Origin of the sequence: Salinivibrio proteolyticus (genome assembly GCF_027286365.1) — a bacterium.
GTDB classification, from domain to species: domain Bacteria; phylum Pseudomonadota; class Gammaproteobacteria; order Enterobacterales; family Vibrionaceae; genus Salinivibrio; species Salinivibrio proteolyticus.
Map to the genome: position 1 here is coordinate 580886 of NZ_CP114585.1, position 19133 is coordinate 600018.

15 protein-coding genes are annotated in these 19133 nt (G+C 46.4%); 6 read left to right on the forward strand and 9 right to left on the reverse strand.

From position 1 onward, the window contains the following. The first annotated feature begins 238 nt into the window (after nucleotides 1-238). Together N7E60_RS16600 and N7E60_RS16605 are read left to right on the forward strand one after the other, a co-directional pair. Nucleotides 239-1798: an NAD-dependent succinate-semialdehyde dehydrogenase gene (locus N7E60_RS16600; protein ID WP_269598713.1), complete on the forward strand. Its 1560-nt coding sequence runs from the start codon at nucleotides 239-241 to the stop codon at nucleotides 1796-1798. Nucleotides 1799-1830: 32 nt separating this feature from the next. Beyond that, nucleotides 1831-3234 carry an aspartate aminotransferase family protein gene (locus N7E60_RS16605; RefSeq protein WP_269598714.1) on the forward strand — a complete coding sequence of 468 codons (1404 nt, stop codon included), beginning with the start codon at nucleotides 1831-1833 and terminating at the stop codon, nucleotides 3232-3234. Between the two features lie 75 nt (nucleotides 3235-3309). Here N7E60_RS16605 and N7E60_RS16610 read toward each other — a convergent pair whose 3' ends face one another. The 3 genes from N7E60_RS16610 to N7E60_RS16620 form a co-directional block, all read right to left on the reverse strand. Further along, on the reverse strand, nucleotides 3310-4854 hold the full coding sequence (locus N7E60_RS16610) for a BCCT family transporter (protein WP_077457956.1): 1545 nt from the start codon (nucleotides 4852-4854) through the stop codon (nucleotides 3310-3312). Nucleotides 4855-5028: 174 nt separating this feature from the next. Beyond that, entirely contained in the window at nucleotides 5029-5460 is a 432-nt protein-coding gene (locus tag N7E60_RS16615; protein WP_269598715.1) for a hypothetical protein, read from the reverse strand. A gap of 188 nt (nucleotides 5461-5648) precedes the next feature. Next, nucleotides 5649-5948 carry a DUF6916 family protein gene (locus N7E60_RS16620; protein ID WP_069587868.1) on the reverse strand — a complete coding sequence of 100 codons (300 nt, stop codon included), beginning with the start codon at nucleotides 5946-5948 and terminating at the stop codon, nucleotides 5649-5651. Between the two features lie 1108 nt (nucleotides 5949-7056). Between N7E60_RS16620 and N7E60_RS16625 the strand changes: the two genes are divergently transcribed. The 3 genes from N7E60_RS16625 (at nucleotide 7057) to N7E60_RS16635 (ending at nucleotide 10104) form a co-directional block, all read left to right on the forward strand. Further along, nucleotides 7057-7662 (forward strand): TetR/AcrR family transcriptional regulator, encoded by a 606-nt coding sequence (locus N7E60_RS16625; protein ID WP_269598716.1) that lies wholly within the window; start codon nucleotides 7057-7059, stop codon nucleotides 7660-7662. A gap of 191 nt (nucleotides 7663-7853) precedes the next feature. After that, nucleotides 7854-9011: an iron-containing alcohol dehydrogenase gene (locus tag N7E60_RS16630; protein ID WP_269598717.1), complete on the forward strand. Its 1158-nt coding sequence runs from the start codon at nucleotides 7854-7856 to the stop codon at nucleotides 9009-9011. Between the two features lie 70 nt (nucleotides 9012-9081). Continuing rightward, nucleotides 9082-10104: an NADP-dependent oxidoreductase gene (locus N7E60_RS16635; RefSeq protein ID WP_077639681.1), complete on the forward strand. Its 1023-nt coding sequence runs from the start codon at nucleotides 9082-9084 to the stop codon at nucleotides 10102-10104. 88 nt (nucleotides 10105-10192) lie between these two features. Here N7E60_RS16635 and N7E60_RS16640 read toward each other — a convergent pair whose 3' ends face one another. Next, entirely contained in the window at nucleotides 10193-10573 is a 381-nt protein-coding gene (locus N7E60_RS16640; RefSeq protein ID WP_167315207.1) for a DUF6404 family protein, read from the reverse strand. A 351-nt stretch (nucleotides 10574-10924) separates the two neighbouring features. On the opposite strand from N7E60_RS16640, the gene N7E60_RS16645 reads away from it, so the two are divergent. Next, complete coding sequence (locus N7E60_RS16645; RefSeq protein WP_269598718.1) at nucleotides 10925-12904, forward strand: ATP-binding protein; 1980 nt, start codon at nucleotides 10925-10927, stop codon at nucleotides 12902-12904. A 22-nt stretch (nucleotides 12905-12926) separates the two neighbouring features. Here the strand turns inward: N7E60_RS16645 and N7E60_RS16650 are convergent, their stop codons facing one another. From N7E60_RS16650 to N7E60_RS16670, 5 genes are all read right to left on the reverse strand, one after another. Then, nucleotides 12927-13733: a TrmB family transcriptional regulator gene (locus N7E60_RS16650; RefSeq protein WP_269598719.1), complete on the reverse strand. Its 807-nt coding sequence runs from the start codon at nucleotides 13731-13733 to the stop codon at nucleotides 12927-12929. A gap of 124 nt (nucleotides 13734-13857) precedes the next feature. Further along, a complete protein-coding gene (locus tag N7E60_RS16655) occupies nucleotides 13858-15651 on the reverse strand; it encodes a glycoside hydrolase family 13 protein (protein ID WP_269598720.1) in 1794 nt (597 codons plus the stop codon). 15 nt (nucleotides 15652-15666) lie between these two features. Further along, nucleotides 15667-16500: a sugar ABC transporter permease gene (locus N7E60_RS16660; RefSeq protein ID WP_269599029.1), complete on the reverse strand. Its 834-nt coding sequence runs from the start codon at nucleotides 16498-16500 to the stop codon at nucleotides 15667-15669. A gap of 2 nt (nucleotides 16501-16502) precedes the next feature. Then, the gene (locus N7E60_RS16665) at nucleotides 16503-17786 is read right to left on the reverse strand and encodes a carbohydrate ABC transporter permease (RefSeq protein ID WP_269598721.1); all 1284 of its coding nucleotides are present in this window, start codon (nucleotides 17784-17786) and stop codon (nucleotides 16503-16505) included. Nucleotides 17787-17788: 2 nt separating this feature from the next. Beyond that, entirely contained in the window at nucleotides 17789-19018 is a 1230-nt protein-coding gene (locus N7E60_RS16670; RefSeq protein WP_269598722.1) for a sugar ABC transporter substrate-binding protein, read from the reverse strand. Between the last annotated feature and the right edge of the window lie 115 nt (nucleotides 19019-19133).

Consider the following 19133-nt stretch of genomic DNA (forward strand, 5'->3'; position numbering starts at 1 on the left):
CGCACCCTGCGGTTGGTGCGCCTAATTTTTCAATACCGGCGTCTTCTATATCGCCATTTATCACGCGCAATGGGTGTTTTTGTTATCACCAGAAAATTTTCTTCTGCCCTTCCCTCGTTTCAGAAAAAATTTTGCCGTTAGACAGTTCGAACAGAAAACCTGTCGCGGGCACTTTGCATACAGTAAATGAAGGCAAACGCTGATAGGCAGCGTCGCTGCTTTACGATGAGGAGGGAGTATGACCGTATTCCAATCACGCGATCTTAACTACACAGGTACCGCCGCAAATGCTCTGCGTCACGACGTGGCCGGTAAAGCAAGTTCAGATGTACTCGCGTATCTCGACGATCAGCGTTTATTTCGACAGCTCGCCTACTGCAATGGTAAGTGGGTGAACGGCGACGCCGATACGCCCGTGATGAACCCTGCCACAGGAGAAATTCTGGGCTACACCGCCTCGCTGAGCGCTGCACAAGTCAATCAAACCATCGACGATGCGCAAGCGGCGTTTCATCTGTGGCGTGCGGAGTCGGCCGAAACCCGTGCGGAACGCTTAATGCAATGGCATGACTTAGTGATGGATAACCAACACGATCTCGCGCATTTGATGGTGCTCGAGCAAGGCAAAACACTTCGCGAAGCCCAAGGCGAAATTGCCTATGGTGCGTCTTTTATACGTTGGTTTGCAGAAGAAGCAAAACGTTTTTACGGCGACACTATGCCAAGCCATATTCCTAACGCTCACCTTGCGACCTTGCGTGAACCCATTGGCGTTGCCGCTTTGATCACCCCGTGGAATTTTCCCAGCGCAATGATCACTCGCAAAGCGGCAGCCGCACTCGCCATTGGCTGCAGCGTTATCGTTAAACCCGCGGAAGAAACGCCCTTCTCCGCCCTCGCATTGGCCGAGCTTGCGGAACGCGCAGGGATCCCAGCCGGTGTCTTTAACGTGATCATGGGTGATGCCCCAATGGTTTCAACTCAGCTGTGCCAAAGTGACAAAGTCAAAGCGATGAGTTTTACCGGCTCAACCCGTGTCGGCCGTCTGCTGCTCGAGCAAAGTGCTCACACGGTGAAAAAGTGCGCCATGGAGCTTGGCGGCAATGCGCCCTTTATCGTTCTGCCAGACATGGATATTCAGCAAGCGGCACGTGCCGCCATCGATGCGAAATTCCAAACCTCAGGACAAGACTGCCTCGCCGCAAACAAAATCTTGGTGCCACGTGACAAGTACCAAGCCTTTGTCGATGCCTTCGCCGCATTAATGGACGAACTTGAAGTGGGTAACGGCTTGTTGCCCAGCACCGATATTGGCCCATTAATTTCCTCTCGCGCGGTGGATAAAGCGCAAGCCTTGGTAGATGACGCCATCGCTAAAGGTGCCACCGTGATTGGCGGTAAGCTTAACCCAAATCTCGGCGAAAACTTCTTTGCACCCACCCTAGTCACCAAAGTGACACCCGATATGTTGGTGTATCAAGAAGAAACCTTTTGCCCTGTGGCCGTGGTCATTGCCTATGATGATCTCGACCAAGCCATTGCCATGGGCAACGACACCGAATACGGCTTAGCCGCCTATGTCTACGGCAATGACATTCGTGATATTTGGCGCTGTCTGCGCGGTCTTGAAGTCGGCATGGTAAGCGTCAATTCAGTGAAAATGACCGGACATCCCATTCCCTTTGGCGGTGTCAAACAATCAGGCTTAGGCCGTGAAGGGAGCCGTTACGGTATCGACGAGTTTAGTGAAATTAAATACTACTGTTTGGGTGGCCTGCCCACCGTGAGCGGCAGCTAATTAAGGTTTGCGTAAGGATAAGGAGACTGATCATGCGTCCAGAAACGAAAGCTTTGTTGGAAAAAGACAGAAACACCGTCTTCCACGCATCAACACACTTGAAGCAGTACGCCCACGGCGAAATGCCTGGCCGAGTGATTGAGACAGGTAAAGGGATTCGTATCACTGACTCAGAAGGTATTGAGCTGATTGACGGGTTTGCGGGCTTGTATTGCGTGAACATTGGTTACGGCCGCGAAGAAATGGCCGAGGCCATTTACGAGCAAGCCAAAAAGCTCGCGTACTATCACACCTATGTGGGCCACACCAACGAAGCGCTGGTGACCTTGTCTGAGCGACTTATCAAGATGGCGCCGGGCATGAGCAAGGTGTATTACGGGATGTCAGGCAGTGACGCCAATGAATCACAAATCAAGCTGGTGTGGTACTACAACAACGCTCGCGGCAAACCCGAGAAAAAGAAAATCATTTCTCGCGATCGCGGCTATCACGGTTCCAGTATCGCATCCGGGTCGTTAACAGGGCTTCCCTTGTTCCATGCACATTTTGATCTGCCCATAGAGCGTATCAAACACACCATGGCACCCTACTATTATCGTCGTGAAGATAGCGGCATGACCGAGCCTGAGTTTGCACAACATTGTGCCGATGAACTCGAGAAAATGATCCTTGCAGAGGGCTCTGATACCGTCGCCGCGATGATTGCCGAACCCGTGCTTGGCACCGGAGGGATCGTACCGCCACCAGAAGGTTACTGGACCGCGATTCGCAAGGTCCTGGATAAGTACGACGTTCTGCTGATCGCCGATGAAGTGGTGTGTGGCTTTGGCCGTATTGGTAGTGATTTTGGCTCGATTTACTACGATATGAAGCCTGATCTGATCACCGTTGCCAAAGGGTTAACCTCCGCTTATCAGCCTCTGTCTGGGGTGATGATCGGTCACAAGGTGTGGGATGTGCTGGAAGACGGTACCGATGCATGGGGGGCCATTGGTCACGGGTACACCTACTCTGGACATCCACTGGGCGCAGCCGCCGCGCTATGTAACTTAGACATCATCGAGCGCGAAAACCTCACCCAAAATGCTGCAACCACAGGTGAATACCTGCAAATGAAGATGCAGGCCGCTTTTGCGGACCACCCACTGGTTGGCGATAGCCGCGGGATTGGTTTGCTCCATGCGCTCGAATTCTCGCCCGATCGCGCCAATCGTAGCCACTTTGACCCCAACATGAAAGTGGGACCACAAGTTGCTGCCGCGTGCTTGGAGCAAGGCTTAATTGCCCGTGCGATGCCACACGGCGATATTCTCGGCTTTGCGCCACCTTTAGTGGTGACACCCAACGAAGTTGATGAAATTGTTGCCAAAGCAAAAGTCGCGGTCGATAAGGTGATGGATAAACTCGTCACCAGCGGTCAATGGCAGCCGAAGTAACAGAGTGTCACCACCGCTAAACGTAAAAAAAAGCGCCGATAATCGGCGCTTTTCTATCAATTGCGTATACCACGCTTAGCTTGCTGTCGCAGGCTCTAGCGCAAGATTCGCTTCTTTCTCTTTTTGCATTCGCATCACCGCTATTGGGCCGGTAATGAAAGTAAACGCAATCAAGAAAGAGACAGGCACAGCTGTAATCACGATGAACGACTGCAACGCATTCAAGCCGCCTTCACCGGCCAGCAAGAGCACTCCGGCTACCACGCCCATGACAATCGCCCAGAATAGGCGATGCGCGCGTGTCGGTTGATTGTCACCAGAGACAGCCATCGCAATGGAATACGCCATGGAGTCACCTGTGGTCGCCACAAAGGTGGTGGTCAACAGCATAAAGGCTGGGATCAATACCACGCTGTACGGCAATTGGGATAGCGATGCAATCAAGATCGCCGGCAAACCCGCGTCCGCCATCGGGCCGGAAATGCTACCCGGAGACTGCAACTCATAAAAGATACCCGTACCGCCGAGTACCGAGAACCAGAAGTTAGTCGCAATCGGTGCACAAATCGCAACAGCAAAGATCAGTTCACGAATAGAACGGCCTTTCGAGATGCGTGCAATAAAGATGGCCATCATGGGTGCAAAACCAATGAACCAGCCCCAGAAGAACCATGTCCACCATGCATTCCAGCTGCCGTTATCGGTGTTGAGTGCCAGCGTGTGCATGTTGTTGAGGTAATAGCCAAAGCCAGCACCAAACTGCTCAAAAATAAAACCCGTTGGACCCAGTACGATCACAACAGCAAGCAGTACAGCCGCACCAATCACATTCATCCGGCTTAACCATTGCAGACCTTTATCCATTCCCGTAAAGGCAGAAATAGAGTAAATCGCCACGACCGCGGCCAAGATAAGCATTTGCATCGACATGGTGTTCTCGATACCGACAAAGCTTTCCAAGCTGTAACCCAACTGGGTGGCAAGGAAGCCAATCGGACCAATGGTGCCCGCCGCAACGGCAATGATAGAACACGCATCAATCACAGAGCCTAGCCAGTGATTTTCTAGCTTGTCACCAAGCAACGGGTATAGCAGCGCACGAGGACGCAGACGCACGCCTGCTTGGTGGTGGGCATACATCAGCACGATGGTCGCCAAGGTACCCAACACTGCCCAAGCTAAAAAGCCCCAGTGGAAGAAGCTTTGGCTTAACGCAGGGGCGACCGTTTGCATCGCGCCGGCTTCCATCTCGCCTAGCGCCGGAGGTGGCGTCATAAAGTGGTAGATGGGTTCAGCCGCTGACCAAAAAACACCGCCGCCCGCAAGCAGCGTACACATGATCATCGCAACCCAGCGGAAACGGCTCATTGAGACGGTATCGGTGGCGCCCAGTTTCAACTTACCAAATTTACTGCCGCCAATGGCTAGCGCCAGCACGAAATTGATCACCATCAGCCACTGCCACCAGTAACCAAAAAGGTTGGCAGATTCAGCAAACAGCGACTGAATCACAGTGGAAAAATGTTCGAGGTCAAACAGGGCAAAGGCAAGGAAGAGAGCGACAAAGCCGATAGTAAAGACGGCAACAAGTCGATCGTTATTTTGTGTAGATTTAAGCATTAGTTCGCTCACAAGGTGTGTGAGGGGCGGCACTCTATCAGTGTGGCGAACGAATGACCAGCATAAATTGCATCGAACACTAACGATAAAAACGTGACATACATCACCTATTCAGCCGTGGTGCGGGCTGAATAGGTTTATGACATTTTTATTAACTGCGCAAAATTCGACCCGCTAAGCCGGCTCTTTGTCTGACGCCTTACGCGATGACTTGCCGGTTTCCAAGATCTTCTTATGCAGTGTCACTGCAGCACGATACAACTTGGGGTGAACCTGCGTATCGGTTTGCTTTTCGCGATTACACTTTGATATCACGGCTGCAGTAATACAGGCTGCAACCTTGAGCTGTCCAAGTTGAAAGGCATAACTTGCGGTTTTAATCGCCATAAACACAGATTGGTCACTGTACTTATAATTGCGTGCCGCAAACTTTTCAAAGCGGAGAAAATCCTTGTGATAATTTTTTAAAATGCGATTAACGTGGCGGTCGTAATAGTTCTTGTACTTGGCGTAACTGCCTTTGCGGTTACTGGCCATGATGTCCCGAACCCAGACAACTGACTGCAGTTGTTCTTTTTCGAATAAGCCACTCAGCCAGGCAAACATGCTACCTCCATACTGCTAGCTTAACGGCTCTATTCTACTTATTTCGTGCTACTAAGCTACGGGAAGGTGCAAATAACCCCTTGATTGGTCGTTATTTAATCAGTTTTGCGAGGCGCAGTGAGTAATAGATGATTGAAGAGTCGGGAAAGGAGGGTGCGAGGGACCCCTCTTGTTGAATGAACGATTCACTATGCACGGGTGTTAATGGTAATCGTGTAGGTATCCTCTGCCGCCGGTAACATGTGCAAGATTTGCTCGCCGAGATCGGGGTGCGAGAGCAAGTAATTACCTTGTGGGAAGCGGGTATCCTCTGGGCCTTTCAACACTAAGCTAAAGTTTTCCACCAATTGATCGTCAATGGTTTCACCGTTGCCCTCATGCTCATCAATACGGATTAGGGTCATCGCATATTCCGTGTCTGTGCCATCAATCAAAGTAATGGTTTGATCGATAAGCGCTTTAACGTGCTGACAAGATAGTACATTCATAACACCTCCCTGCGACCCTAGACAGGGTTCGTGAGTCTCTTTATCTATCTACCTGTAAATAAGGTTAGAATAAAAATTCTTCAATGCACAACAGCTTAGCAAATTTTCTGCACATTTATCGAGCAAAGCCTCTGTTCAAGACATTACCCCGTCCCAAAAACACAAAAGGCAACCCTATGGTTGCCTTGTTGCTTACGGTTGGACAAATTAACTGCGCGTTTTGACGCTACGTGCTTTATCCGTTTTTGATTTGTAGTAATACCACAAACGTCTACTTTTATTGTGCATCGAACACCTCTCCTATCAGATTAATGAACGATATTTATCGCTATGGTTATCGCACTCGTTCAGCAATAGCACGAACAGTGCGGAACTTAATAAGCACTCGAGATGAGCGCTGAAGCGCGATGATTCAACTGTCAGCCCGAACACCTTTGTAGGGCATTGCTCGTCTACTTAATGGGGAATGGACACACCGCCACCCTTCTGTCGTAAACGTAAAGTGTTGAAAATCAAGTTATCTCTATTCTTATTACAAATACTTGCAGAAAGCAACCTTGTTCACGTTTGCTCAACAGAGTAACTCACTGCGACGTCGGGAAAGCTTGCTATGAGAGGAAGTGTGCTTGCGAAACAGTTGGGTATCCTTTCGGCAGCCCAGCATAATAAAAAGCCGCTCAATTGAGCGGCTTAGCGGATGGATTCCTTTGTTGGTCGTTGGTCAATGAAACTTGTTGTTGCACTGCCCCGCTTGCTCACTATGTTGAGCGTCCTAACCGCATGGTCTTGTGTTCAAATGCCTGGCTGGCGGCAAACAAGGTGTCGTCATGGGTTCCTGACATCAACGGGGACTTCACTCTTTTTGGCGCGTCACTGCGCGCTGATCATTTACCAAATTGTGTGTCAGCTCGGCTGACATTTTGAGTAAAGCACAGTTTTGCTCCCGCGCCACTGCATGACGTATAAACTGTGAACACTGTAATAAATCCGACATAAACTGCGATTTCGCACAGCATACCGGCCCAATTTATGCCGCCATTCGACACCAAAAATAAAAATGTTCTTTCATCACTAGACGACCGGTCTAATCTTGATTATGCTAATCGACATGAAATCGAGCAGCACTCATGAAACGACCAGTCATAACGCGACCCACCAGCACCTGTTGGAAACGGGCGTGAGCGTCATGGCACAATTTGGTTTTAGCGGCGTTGGCCTAAGCGCCATCCTCAAACAAGCGGGCGTACCCAAAGGGTCTTTTTATCACTACTTTGCGTCGAAAGAACAATTCGGCCAAGCCGTGTTAGACCACTATTTTGCTTGCTACATTGCGGATGTGAATCGCTTACTGACAGATAACTCGCTCTCTCCCATTGCACGTGTGCACAGCTACTTCAGTCGCTGGCAAGCACAATACTGTAGTTTGGATCCGGTGCAAACGTGTTTGGTCGTCAAGCTGAGTGCAGAAGTTGCGGACTTATCTGAGCCAATGCGGCTGGCACTGCGTGATGGCACCGATCAACTGATTGGTTGCTTGGCGACTACGCTCGCTCAAGCCAGCGATCAGTTTAATAGCCAAGCGGCGCTGACCACCGCGACAACTTTATATCAATTGTGGCTCGGCGCAAGCTTACTGACTAAGCTGCATCGTAACGACAGTCATCTCACTCAAGCGATGACCATCACTGAAGAAAAGCTCGGGCTGATCGATTAATCCTGTTGTGCTCTATACAGCACGTCAGTAACCAACAACTGAACATTGATGCGTGGCGGTAACACAAGTTATCAACCCACCATCAACCCGAAACCCGCCAAGGCGGGTTTTTAACCGGCACCTTCTAGACGACCGGTCTAATTTAAATAGACGCTTGATACCATCAAGCACAACAAAAGGAAGGATGAGCAATGAACAACTTTGAGTTCTACAATCCCACACGTATCGTTTTTGGCGAAGGTAAGATTGCCGAGCTGGATCGGCTCATCCCGGCCGATGCCAAAGTACTCGTGTTATTCGGCGGCCAAAGTGCACGAAAAACAGGCACCTTGGATGAAGTAGAACAAGCATTGGGTCAGCGTCAGTTTGGCCTGTTTGGTGGTATTGAACCCAACCCACGCTTTGAAACCTTGATGAAAGCGGTCGAGAAAGTAAGCGCTGAAGGCTATGACTACCTTCTCGCCGTGGGCGGCGGCTCAGTGATCGATGGCACCAAGTTCGTTGCCGCAGCCGCGAAATATGACGGCGACGCGTGGGACATTCTCACCAGCATGGGCGGTAAAGTAGAAGCGGCACTGCCATTTGGCACCGTACTCACCTTGCCAGCAACCGGCTCTGAGATGAACAAAGGCTCGGTAGTGACTCGCGAGTCAATGCAAGCAAAACTACCGTTTATGAGCGAGCTAGTCTTCCCGCAGTTCTCGGTATTGGATCCAGTGAAAACCTACACCCTACCGATTCGCCAAGTGGGTAACGGCGTGGTCGATGCGTTTGTTCATGTCGTGGAGCAATACCTGACCTACCCAGCCAATGCGCCGGTACAAGACCGATTCGCCGAAGGCCTACTACAAACCCTCGTCGAGCTTGGCCCACAAGCGCTGGAAACACCAGAAGACTACAACGTACGTGCAAGTTTGATGTGGACAGCCACCTTAGCGCTTAACGGCTTGATTGGCGTGGGTGTACCGCAAGATTGGTCAACCCATATGCTGGGTCACGAACTGACCGCCCTGCATGGTTTGGATCACGCACAAACCCTTGCCGTGGTGCTGCCAGCAATGCTCAATGAGAAGTTTGAGCAAAAACAAGCCAAGCTCGCACAATTTGCTGAACGTGTTTGGCATATTGACCAAGGCAGCGACGCCGAAAAAGCGCAACTAGCGATTGAGAAAACACGCGACTTTTTCGAGCGCATGAACGTGAAAACACGCATGAGCGATTACGATCTGGATGAAACCGCGATTGAGCCCTTGATTGAAAGCCTGACTCAACACGGCATGACCCAACTCGGTGAACATGGCGATGTGACGCCGGACGTTTGCCGCCGCGTGCTTCAAGCCGCGCTGTAATCGCCGTTTTATTTCATGATGAGGCGCGCTGATCTAGCCGCCTCTTTTCCCATCTTCAAGGGAGGAATCCATGTCAGCATTAACAAATCAACGTTTTGTTCTCGCATCACGCCCAGTTGGCGCACCCACTGCCGAGAATTTTCGCTTAGAAGAAGTCGCCATTCCCGCTCTGGGTAACAAGGATGTACTGATTGAAAACCATCACCTATCGATTGACCCTTACATGCGCGGTCGAATGAGTGATGCCAAATCGTACGCAGAACCTGTGGCGATTGATGGCCTGATGGTCGGTGCCACCGTAGGTAAAGTGTTGGAATCTAACCACGCCGATTACCAGGCGGGTGATTGGGTATTGGCCTACAAAGGTTGGGAAACCCACTCCGTGGTCGATGGCGATACCCTGCTTAAACTTAACCCTGACCTCGCACCGGTTTCATACGCGCTTGGGATCTTGGGGATGCCCGGCTTCACCGCCTACATGGGCTTGTTAGATATTGGCCAACCAAAAGAAGGCGATACCCTTGTCGTCGCCGCGGCCACTGGCCCAGTCGGTGCGACTGTCGCACAGATTGGTAAACTAAAAGGCTGCCGCGTAGTCGCGATTGCCGGTGGCGAAGACAAATGCCAGTACGCCCGTGAACACCTCAGTGTCGATGCCTGTATCGATCATAAAGCGGACAACTTTGCCGAGCAGCTTGCCGAAGCCTGCCCGCAAGGCATTGATGTGTACTTTGAAAACGTCGGCGGCAAAGTATTTGATGCAGTGATGCCACTGCTTAATACCGGCGCACGTATTCCCGTGTGTGGCTTGGTATCTCAATACAACAACACCGCCCTGCCAGAAGGCCCTGACCGTCTTTCGCAACTAATGGGCACCATCTTGGTCAAGCGCCTAACCGTGAAAGGTTTCATCATTTTTGATGACTATGCGCACCGTTACCCAGAGTTCGCTCACGACATGGCTAAATGGGTTGGCGAAGGCCAAATCCATTATCGTGAACACGCGGTGGATGGCTTTGAGAAAGCGCCGCAAGCACTGATTGATGTACTCGAAGGCCGCAACTTCGGCAAGATGGTGGTCAATATTAAATAGAGCTCACACGCGTTATTTCGCAACACCGAAAACCCTGCCTCCCCCTTAGCGATGGATAGCGAAGGGGGTTTTATTCAGACATACGATCTTAAAGGTCTTGGCTCGCGAGTCCATGATGTTTTTGGCACCAATCTTCCCAACTTATCCTCCCCAGTCGCTTATGAGCCCAAACCACTCTCAGTGCTCGAAACATCCCTAACAGCACACCATAAAAGGTTGAGGCAATAAGATAGGTCATCATGGTCCATTCTCCCGGTTTAACAATGGCGAACATGAGCCATAACCAAGCACCCCATACATAACCTAAAACGAGGCCGTGATAAAAAAACACGCTCACCGGAGACTGAAAAACTAAGGGTTTATCTGTGGGGAAGAGTAACCGAGAAATAGGATTGGTTGCCGTTTGAGTAAGCACGCGAGGAACACCCATCTTTAATAAATACAACGGAACAAACTCAACCTTTTGCACTACACATCCCTTATCAACAATGACTTGCACGCATAATAATACAAGCTCTGTCTGAAAACGATTCTTAATTATATTTAAGCGCTTTTAAATCAGACAGATGGTCATCTATTCGTTCAGGTTATCGGCCACAATAGCTGGCCAACTTTATGGCTATCCTATCGTTCTATCTAACATTCTCGTCATTTCATGCCCGCTCACCCGTATCGTTACGTACGCCGTCCATCATCACAAAGCCTAAGTAGCCAACTACACTAAAGGAACGACTCGACTATCGTCAGCACGATTTGGCAGGGCTGGTCGCAGGTGCTTGGTTTTTATCTGCGTCAGCTGAGAAAAGAGGATGTATCAACAATGGCCAAACCCGCTCTCATGATCCGTCATCAGATTACCCTCGGATTCGCATTGGTTCTGGTGTTGGCGCTACTAACTATTTTTGCGGTGCTCGAGTGGAAAGTAAAACCCGATCTGATTGAGCAGCGACAAGAGCGGATCAGCCTCAACCAATATGCATTAATCGACTTGCTCGATGCCAAACTCGGACAGATCGAACTCTTAACCAGTTCGATCGCCTTAAAGGGCACCAACCTTCCCAAAAACGAAGCGCTATTCCGCAGCCTCTTTCCTCCACTCTTTAACAATCATGGCGATCCTACCATTGCCGGTGGTGGGATCTGGCCGGAACCCAACACCTTCACACCGGGCGTAGAACGACGTAGTTTTTTTTGGGGCCGCACGGGGCCCGATATGGAATACTATGATGATTACAACGATCCAGATGGCAAGGGCTACCACAATGAAAGCTGGTACTTAGTAGGCAAACAGGCGCCTATCGATCGCTGCAGTTGGTCTAACGCTTATATTGACCCTTTTACCAAAGAGCCGATGATTACCTGTACCGTACCCATGAAAGAAAATGATCGCTTCGTTGGGGTGGCAACGGTCGACATGAGACTGGATGGCATTGCCGACATACTGGCTCGGTATGGCAAAGAAAACGACGGCTATGTGTTCGCTCTGGACGCCAATAACAAGGCGATAAGCTTTCCCGAATCGGCGGTAACATTTAATCCTTATCGAAATACCCTGCGAACGGCTACCGAGTTAGAGCAGGAACTCCCTTGGCTCCAAGAAGCACTGCAAGCAAGTCAATCTCTCCAAGATAGTCAACTGATTACGATAGAAAGCGATGGCGTGCTAAACGAAGCCGCCTACGTTCATATTATTAAATACCCTCAAACCAATTGGGTGATTGGTCTTGTCGTGCCCAAAAGCAAAATGACCGCGGCGGCTGACAGCATGGGACTGTTCCTGATGTTTGCCATTGGCGGACTATTGCTTGTTGTGGGGATTATCGCCGCCATTACTGCCCGGAATCTACTGGATAAGATTCAGCAAACGACCACACAGATTTGGGAGTTGATAGACGGGGAAACCACTCAAGAGTTGACGGTCGACAACATGAACGAAGTAGGAGAGCTGCGCCATGCAGTGAATGCCTATGGTGATAAACTCAAATCACTATTAACCCGTCTCGAAGCGATTCAAGGTGAATTAGTGCAAAGTGAGAAGCTGTCGTCCTTAGGGTCGCTCGTGGCTGGGGTTGCCCATGAATTGAACACCCCTATCGGCAACGCGCTGATGTCCTCTACCTCGATTCTGGGGGTGAAACAAGAATTTGTGCACAAGCTCGAAAAGCCCATTACCCGTGATGACCTCAACCAATTTCTTACTCACGTTGATGAAGGTACACGTATTATTGAGCGCAATATGGCGCGCGCGTCCGAGCTCATTCGTGCGTTTAAGCAGCTTGCCGTTGATCAAACCAGCGATCTGAGACGAGAATTCGACTTGCACCATCTGGTCAATGAGGTCCTGTTGTCGTTACGTCCTACGCTCCAACGTTTACCACACCAAATTGATGTCGATATTCCTGACAACATGCAGCTTAACAGCTATCCGGGAGCTCTCTCGCAAATATTAATCAACTTGATCAATAACGCACTTATTCACGCCTTTGCTACGAAAGACCAAGGCCGCATCCAAATCTATGCCACGCAAACATCAACCGACTTGGTACACATCACCGTCCGTGATAATGGGGCAGGCATGAGTTATGACGTGAGAAAACGCATCTTTGATCCTTTCTTCACCACCCGCCTCGGCCAAGGCGGCTCGGGCCTTGGCTTACATATTACCTTCAACCTTGTCACCGGCGTACTTGGCGGCCGTATTGAGGTGAAAAGTGAGCCTGCGCATGGGAGCTGCTTCACTATTACCCTACCACTTAGCGCTCCCGAACGCGTCGCATCCAACAGTGAGGGCACGCCGTAAATTGCGCGTATGTTCGCACTATTCAAATTTCATTCTCTAACCATTTTTTATTATCGATAACCATATCATTTTCCAATTCATGAATGGTTCCAATACGACAGCGTTTTTCGGGTTCGGATTTCTCATATTCAGTCAAGTAAATATCGCTATGTATGTGCTCAGAAATCATTTTTACTAATAGCCGATTGTTTGAATAAAGACCCAATACTTCTGCTCGATGTGAAAACACCATCGCTTTTTTCATATCAACCACCAGCATAAACCGATGAGAGGGGTAACGTTTCTCTTTCTCTTCTGAGCGTGAATAGTGCTCTATGCTAGGATGTGGCGTTGATAACTTATTAAACGAAAATACAATGACTCTAACGCCACGCTCTATCGCTTCAATCAATTCGTTTTCCAGTATTTCTAACGGAAAATCCGTGTTCAAATATACTTCGACCTGAGCCTGACTTAACACTTCTTTTGCTTTTTGAAGCAGATTTTCATATCCAGAAATATTATAAATAAACTCTTTTTCTTCATGAAGCATCATTCGCGAGAGTTCTTTCTTCAGAATGTGAATATTTTCTATCGTTTTCTTTTCAATCTGACTCAATATCAGATCAGGAGACTTGGCTTCATACTCTTTTGTCTCACCGTCCAGCATAAAAATACAGCCATTGCTGTAAAGGTTATCAATAGAAGAATAAACAGATGAACGTGAAAGAGAAATATCTTTCGCTATCTTATATCCACTCGCTCGACCATTCTTTAACAAATTAATATAAACAAGAGCATCGGTTTTAGTAAAACCAAAGTCCATCAGTTTCGTAACCAGTTCTGTCACGTTACACCCTCTAAAGTTTTTTACGCCATTTACACTAGTAAGGATATCACTTCTAATCGGCTATCTGTGCATGATTATTTTAATAATAGCGCACCAAAAGGTGCGCTGTAGCACACTTCTGTAACTAAAACATATCGTTATCCTTGATTCCAGAAATATAAAATCCGTACTCTGATAGTTGTAGTTCATTACCCTTAAATTCCACAGTAACGACTTGTTCCGAATTATTTATTAATATATCCGTATTACCTCTAGAGTAGGCAATGACGTTCGGATGTTCTAGATGATACCAATGAATTTCTGGAACATTCCATTCGGGGTGGGATTTTCTCATAAAAATTAATTTATGGATAAAGGATTTAAAATTTAAATCTTGTTCATTTTCATCCCAAATCATACACTTACGATTATTTTCCTTTCCCATCCCTCTACGTCCATCCATACCGATTTCACCGCCATAGTAAATACATGGGGAACCAACTTGAGTAAACATAAATAGATAGGCTAGACGAGCTTTGCGCTTATCTCCGTTACACAAACTAAGTAAACGTGTTGTATCATGGCTTTCGAGCAAATTAAACATCGCTTCGTTTACATTTTTTGGATACATGAGGTACGAGCGAGTAACTGCGCTCATGAATGTTTCTTTGTCGTAATCGTCAAGAGCAAAGTAATCGGTAATCGCTTGTGTTAATGGATAGTTCATCAGAGAATCGTACTGATCACCACGTAACCAAGCCATTCCCTCGTGCCAGATTTCTCCCAATATATAACAATCAGGTTTAATCCCTTTAACAACTCGGCGAAAATCTCGCCAAAACTCGTGATCGACTTCGTTAGCAACATCCAAACGCCACCCATCAATATCAAACTCTTCTACCCAGTATCGGGCAACCTCGAGAAGATACTGGCGACACTCTTCGTTTTCGGTATTAAGCTTCGGCATTTCTATTACATTGCCGAATGTTTCATAATTAAAGTTCCAGAAATCCCACTCACTTTTAGGTCTATCTGGATAAACAGGAAAACTGTTTATCCAGAACCAATCAGCATAACGAGAATTTTCCCCATTCTTTACCACATCTAACCATAAAGGAGAACGATCTCCGATATGGTTAAATACCGCATCCAGCATTACTTTCATACCACGACGATGAGCTTCTTTAACTAAGGCATGAAACGCCTCATTACCTCCAAAATGAGGATCAACATTAAAATAGTCGACTGTATCATATTTGTGATTGGCATTGGCTGTAAATATAGGACAAAAATATAAACCGTTAATACCAAGATTTTGGAGATAATCTAGTTTTTTTATCACTCCCCATAAATCCCCTCCCATAAAGTTGTCTACCGTTGGCTTGCTGCCCCAAGGTTGAACATTTTTTGGCGATAGATCAGGTCGCCCGTTAAAAAAGCGTTCCGGAAAAATCTGATACCATATTGTTTCTTTTACCCAGCCTGGAGTTTTGAGAACATCTTTAGGATTAATATAAGGGAAACAGAAAAAGTTACTCAGATTACTAAGCTCACTTTCAGCAGTTTTTGGGTCTTTAATATCGACGCAGCGTTTCTCTCCAAATAATAGTTTTTCATTTTCTTTACCGTACAAAATAAAGCCATAACGACTACGGCGTTTTGGCGGTTTAAATTCAGCAAACCAATGATCATGGTATTCCGACTGACCTTCTAAAATCATCGAAATCTCATTTCCGCCAATCCAGCCATGCGCATCACTGCCTCCTAGATTACCACCGTCCAGGCCTCCTTCCGCCCAGTGATACGGATCACCTATCCATAACACGACTTTCTCTAATTCGTCTTTCGCAGTACGAAAACGAATGTGTAATGTTTCATTATCATAGGCGTAACTGTCTGCACTTTTAGCTAAATGTGCTAATGCACTTTTTGTAATCATATATAATCCTGATTATTATTCTTTAACTGCACCACTGACAAGGCCCGCGGTAATATGTTTTTGCGTAGCGACAAATAGCAGCGTAATGGGTATAGCTACCAACAGAGAACCTGCAGCGAATAGTGTGTAGTTTTCTGCAGAGTTGGATGAAATCCAGCTAAATATTCCAATAGCGAGAGTCATCTTTTCTTCACTACGAAGTATGAGCGTAGGTAGAATGAAATCCATCCATGGGCCAGTAAAAGAGACTAATCCTACAAAAACAAGAATTGGCTTGGCTAATGGTAAAATTATTTCAATGAAGATGGTCATATGCCCTGCACCATCTATCTTCGCAGCTTCATCTAGAGAGGTGGGAATCGCATCAAAATAACCTTTAACTAACCAAGTCATAAACGGAAGCGAACCAGTAAGATAAACAAATAGCATTCCGGTATAGGTATCTATGAGATTCATTTTAGACAGAAGAATATAGATGGCTGTCATCGATAAAAATGCCGGAAACATCTGTAATACTAAAACACCCATTAATACATTGCGCTTTCCTTTAAACCTGTAGCGGGAAAAGATATATGCGGACATAGTGACGACCACAAGAGAAATTAACATGTTCGCTGTTGCTAAAATAAATGTATTTTTATACCAGTCTAAATAAGGCGTATCCGAAAATAGAGTTTTATAGTGTTCTAAGGTAAATGAAACATCAGAAAAAGATGAACTAAATAGATTATTACCAGGTTTAAAAGAAGCAAGTATTGTCCAAATCACCGGACCTAATACCAGCAGCGCATTAAATATAAGGAATAAATACACTAGAGATGTGGAAATTTTTCTCATTAAGCTGCTCATCATTACATCCCCACATCATCTTTGAAGGACTTCATTCGACGGAACTGCCAAATAGAAATCAGTGATAGAAATAGAAAAATTATAATAGAAATAACAGATGCTATTTGGTATTGCTGAAAATCCAATGTTAACTTATAAATCCAAGTTATTAATATGTCTGTGTGTCCTGCAAATCTATACTCAGGATTTATCGGCCCTCCTTCCGTTAAGAGAAAAATCGCACCAAAATTATTAAAATTAAGAGAGAATGTCATCACTAGGGATGGTGCAACTTGATGTAAGACCATCGGTAGAGTAATCTCAAAAAACTGCTGGAATTTATTGGCACCATCAACTTCACTAGCCTCATAAATATCCTGGGGTATATTTGTAAGCGCTCCGGAAATAAGCAACATAAAGTATGGAGCCCCAACCCACACGCTAACAGCAATAACAGTGATTTTAGCGATAACTGGATCGGACAGAAATGCGATAGAGTCAATCCCCCAATGATTGAGAAAAGCATTAACTGGTCCTATCCCATTTAATAAAAGGCGAAAAATCAGTAACGTCACAAATGCAGGGATTGCATAAGGTAAAATGAATATGACTCGCCAAATTTTTTTCCCTCTGATATTACTATTATCGAGGGCTAATGCGAGAATAAATCCAAATCCACAAGTCAATACTGTTGCTGCTACTGCCCACTCAATGGTCCACAAAGCAATCCCAGAAAATGTACCTGACCAAATTTTTAATTCAAAAAGCGTAAAGAAATTTTTTAATCCAACCCAATCCACTAGATTTTTCGGAGGAATATGATTTGGAGCCGAGTAGTTCGTAAATGAAACCAGTACCGTTATGACAATAGGCATGATGATAAAAGCAACGCTCGCCATAAAAGCAGGTGACAACACAATAAAGGCGAATTTATCATCATAGATAGCTTTGATCTGTTCACGAATAGTCAAGTCACAGCCAATACACTGCTGTGCATCACGAACGTTGAAAACGTAAGCACAGATAAATAAAAATAAATAGACCAGTGTGAGAACCCCTTCTACTAACATAAAAATAGAATTATCACCTGGTATAACATCGAATCCATTGCGAGTCTGAGCAATGTCTCCTAAAGACGTCAAACCTTTCAGGGAAAGAATGGTTTGAGGTAGATAAAATATAAAAATAATCTGAATAGCTAGTAATATACTTCCTTTTATCCAGTGCCTTTTAATCAGTTGCGTTCCTCCCATAACCAGATAGGAAAAAAGCAAACTTGGAGCCGATTTGGTTTCAGACAACAGCATATTCACTCCTGGAATGCAATTTGTTCTTCTATTATTTTCTTGGCATGATCCAAAACCTTTCTAGGTTGCTGGTCATTAACCCACATCGCTGTAATCGCACTTGCCATTGGTGACCACAGATAGCCCATTTCCGGAATAGAGGGCATAGCATCTGAATTAAATCCCTGAGAAATAACGGCATAAGTCGCTTCATCTGTATTTTTAATTATTTTGTCCAGCAAGGACTTAACCGGTGGTATAGACTTCGTCATTTCATAACGCTTCATCAACATCTCTTCCGAGGAAATATAAGCTGCAAAAAGCTGTGCAGCTCTAGGATATTGACTATACGAAGAAACAACAGCTTCGCGCACCGTAGAGAAAGTTCTTGGTTGCTTACCGTCAAGTGTCGGTATGGGTGCTACGCCATAGTTTATACCACTGTTATCATATCCTTGTATCGCCCATGGCCCATCAATAATCGCGGCAACTTTACCTTCGTTAAAAAGTCCACGACGTACCTGAGGGTTCCGCATATCACTTGGATTAGAACTGTTTGCCTTACGCAACGTCTGCATTGCAGAAAGGCCTCTTTGTGCTTGCGCTGAATTAATTCCTAGATCGTTTGCATCCGTACCATTTTTACCAAATTCGTAAGCGCCATACAGAGTAAGAAACATTCTAGACTCGTAGTAATTTTGTACATCCCAAAGTAGACCATATTTATTTTCTTTGGCATCATTGAAATTAGCGCTAAAGTCAATGATCTCCTCAAATGTTCTTGGTTTTTTTTCTAGTAAGTCCTTATTGTAGAATAAAGCTAGTGTAGAGAAGCTAACCGGAAACCCATAGCTCACACCTTTGTATTTTGAAGCAGTAATTGCGCTGGGTATAAAAGAACGATTAATCTCATCAGCAGACACTAGATTTTCCATGACACCACCCGCAACAACCAAACGACCAAGCAAATCATGTTCTATTTCTGCAACATCAGCGACACGTGCTGACCCACCATCCTGAATCATTCGTGAAGCGGCATCCATGGGGGCAAGTCCACGGAAGGTAAACGTCACGTCATGATTAAATTCTTTATTAAATTCGCTGGCAGCAAACTTCATATACTCTAGCGTCGATTTATCCGTCCAGATAAGAAGATCGGCGCCACTTTCTGGCTGAACATCTTGCGCGAAAACGCCACTCGCCATAGTGATTAGCGAGGTGAGCAAAGCCGCTTTCATCCACGTATTAGTCATATCCACACCACAATCGTCGTTCAATAAGTACGACTAGACTATTACCGGCTAAATTTAAGTCAACTTCTATTTTAAAAATCCTTACCACAATTGTGATCAAAGTCCACAAACCAGT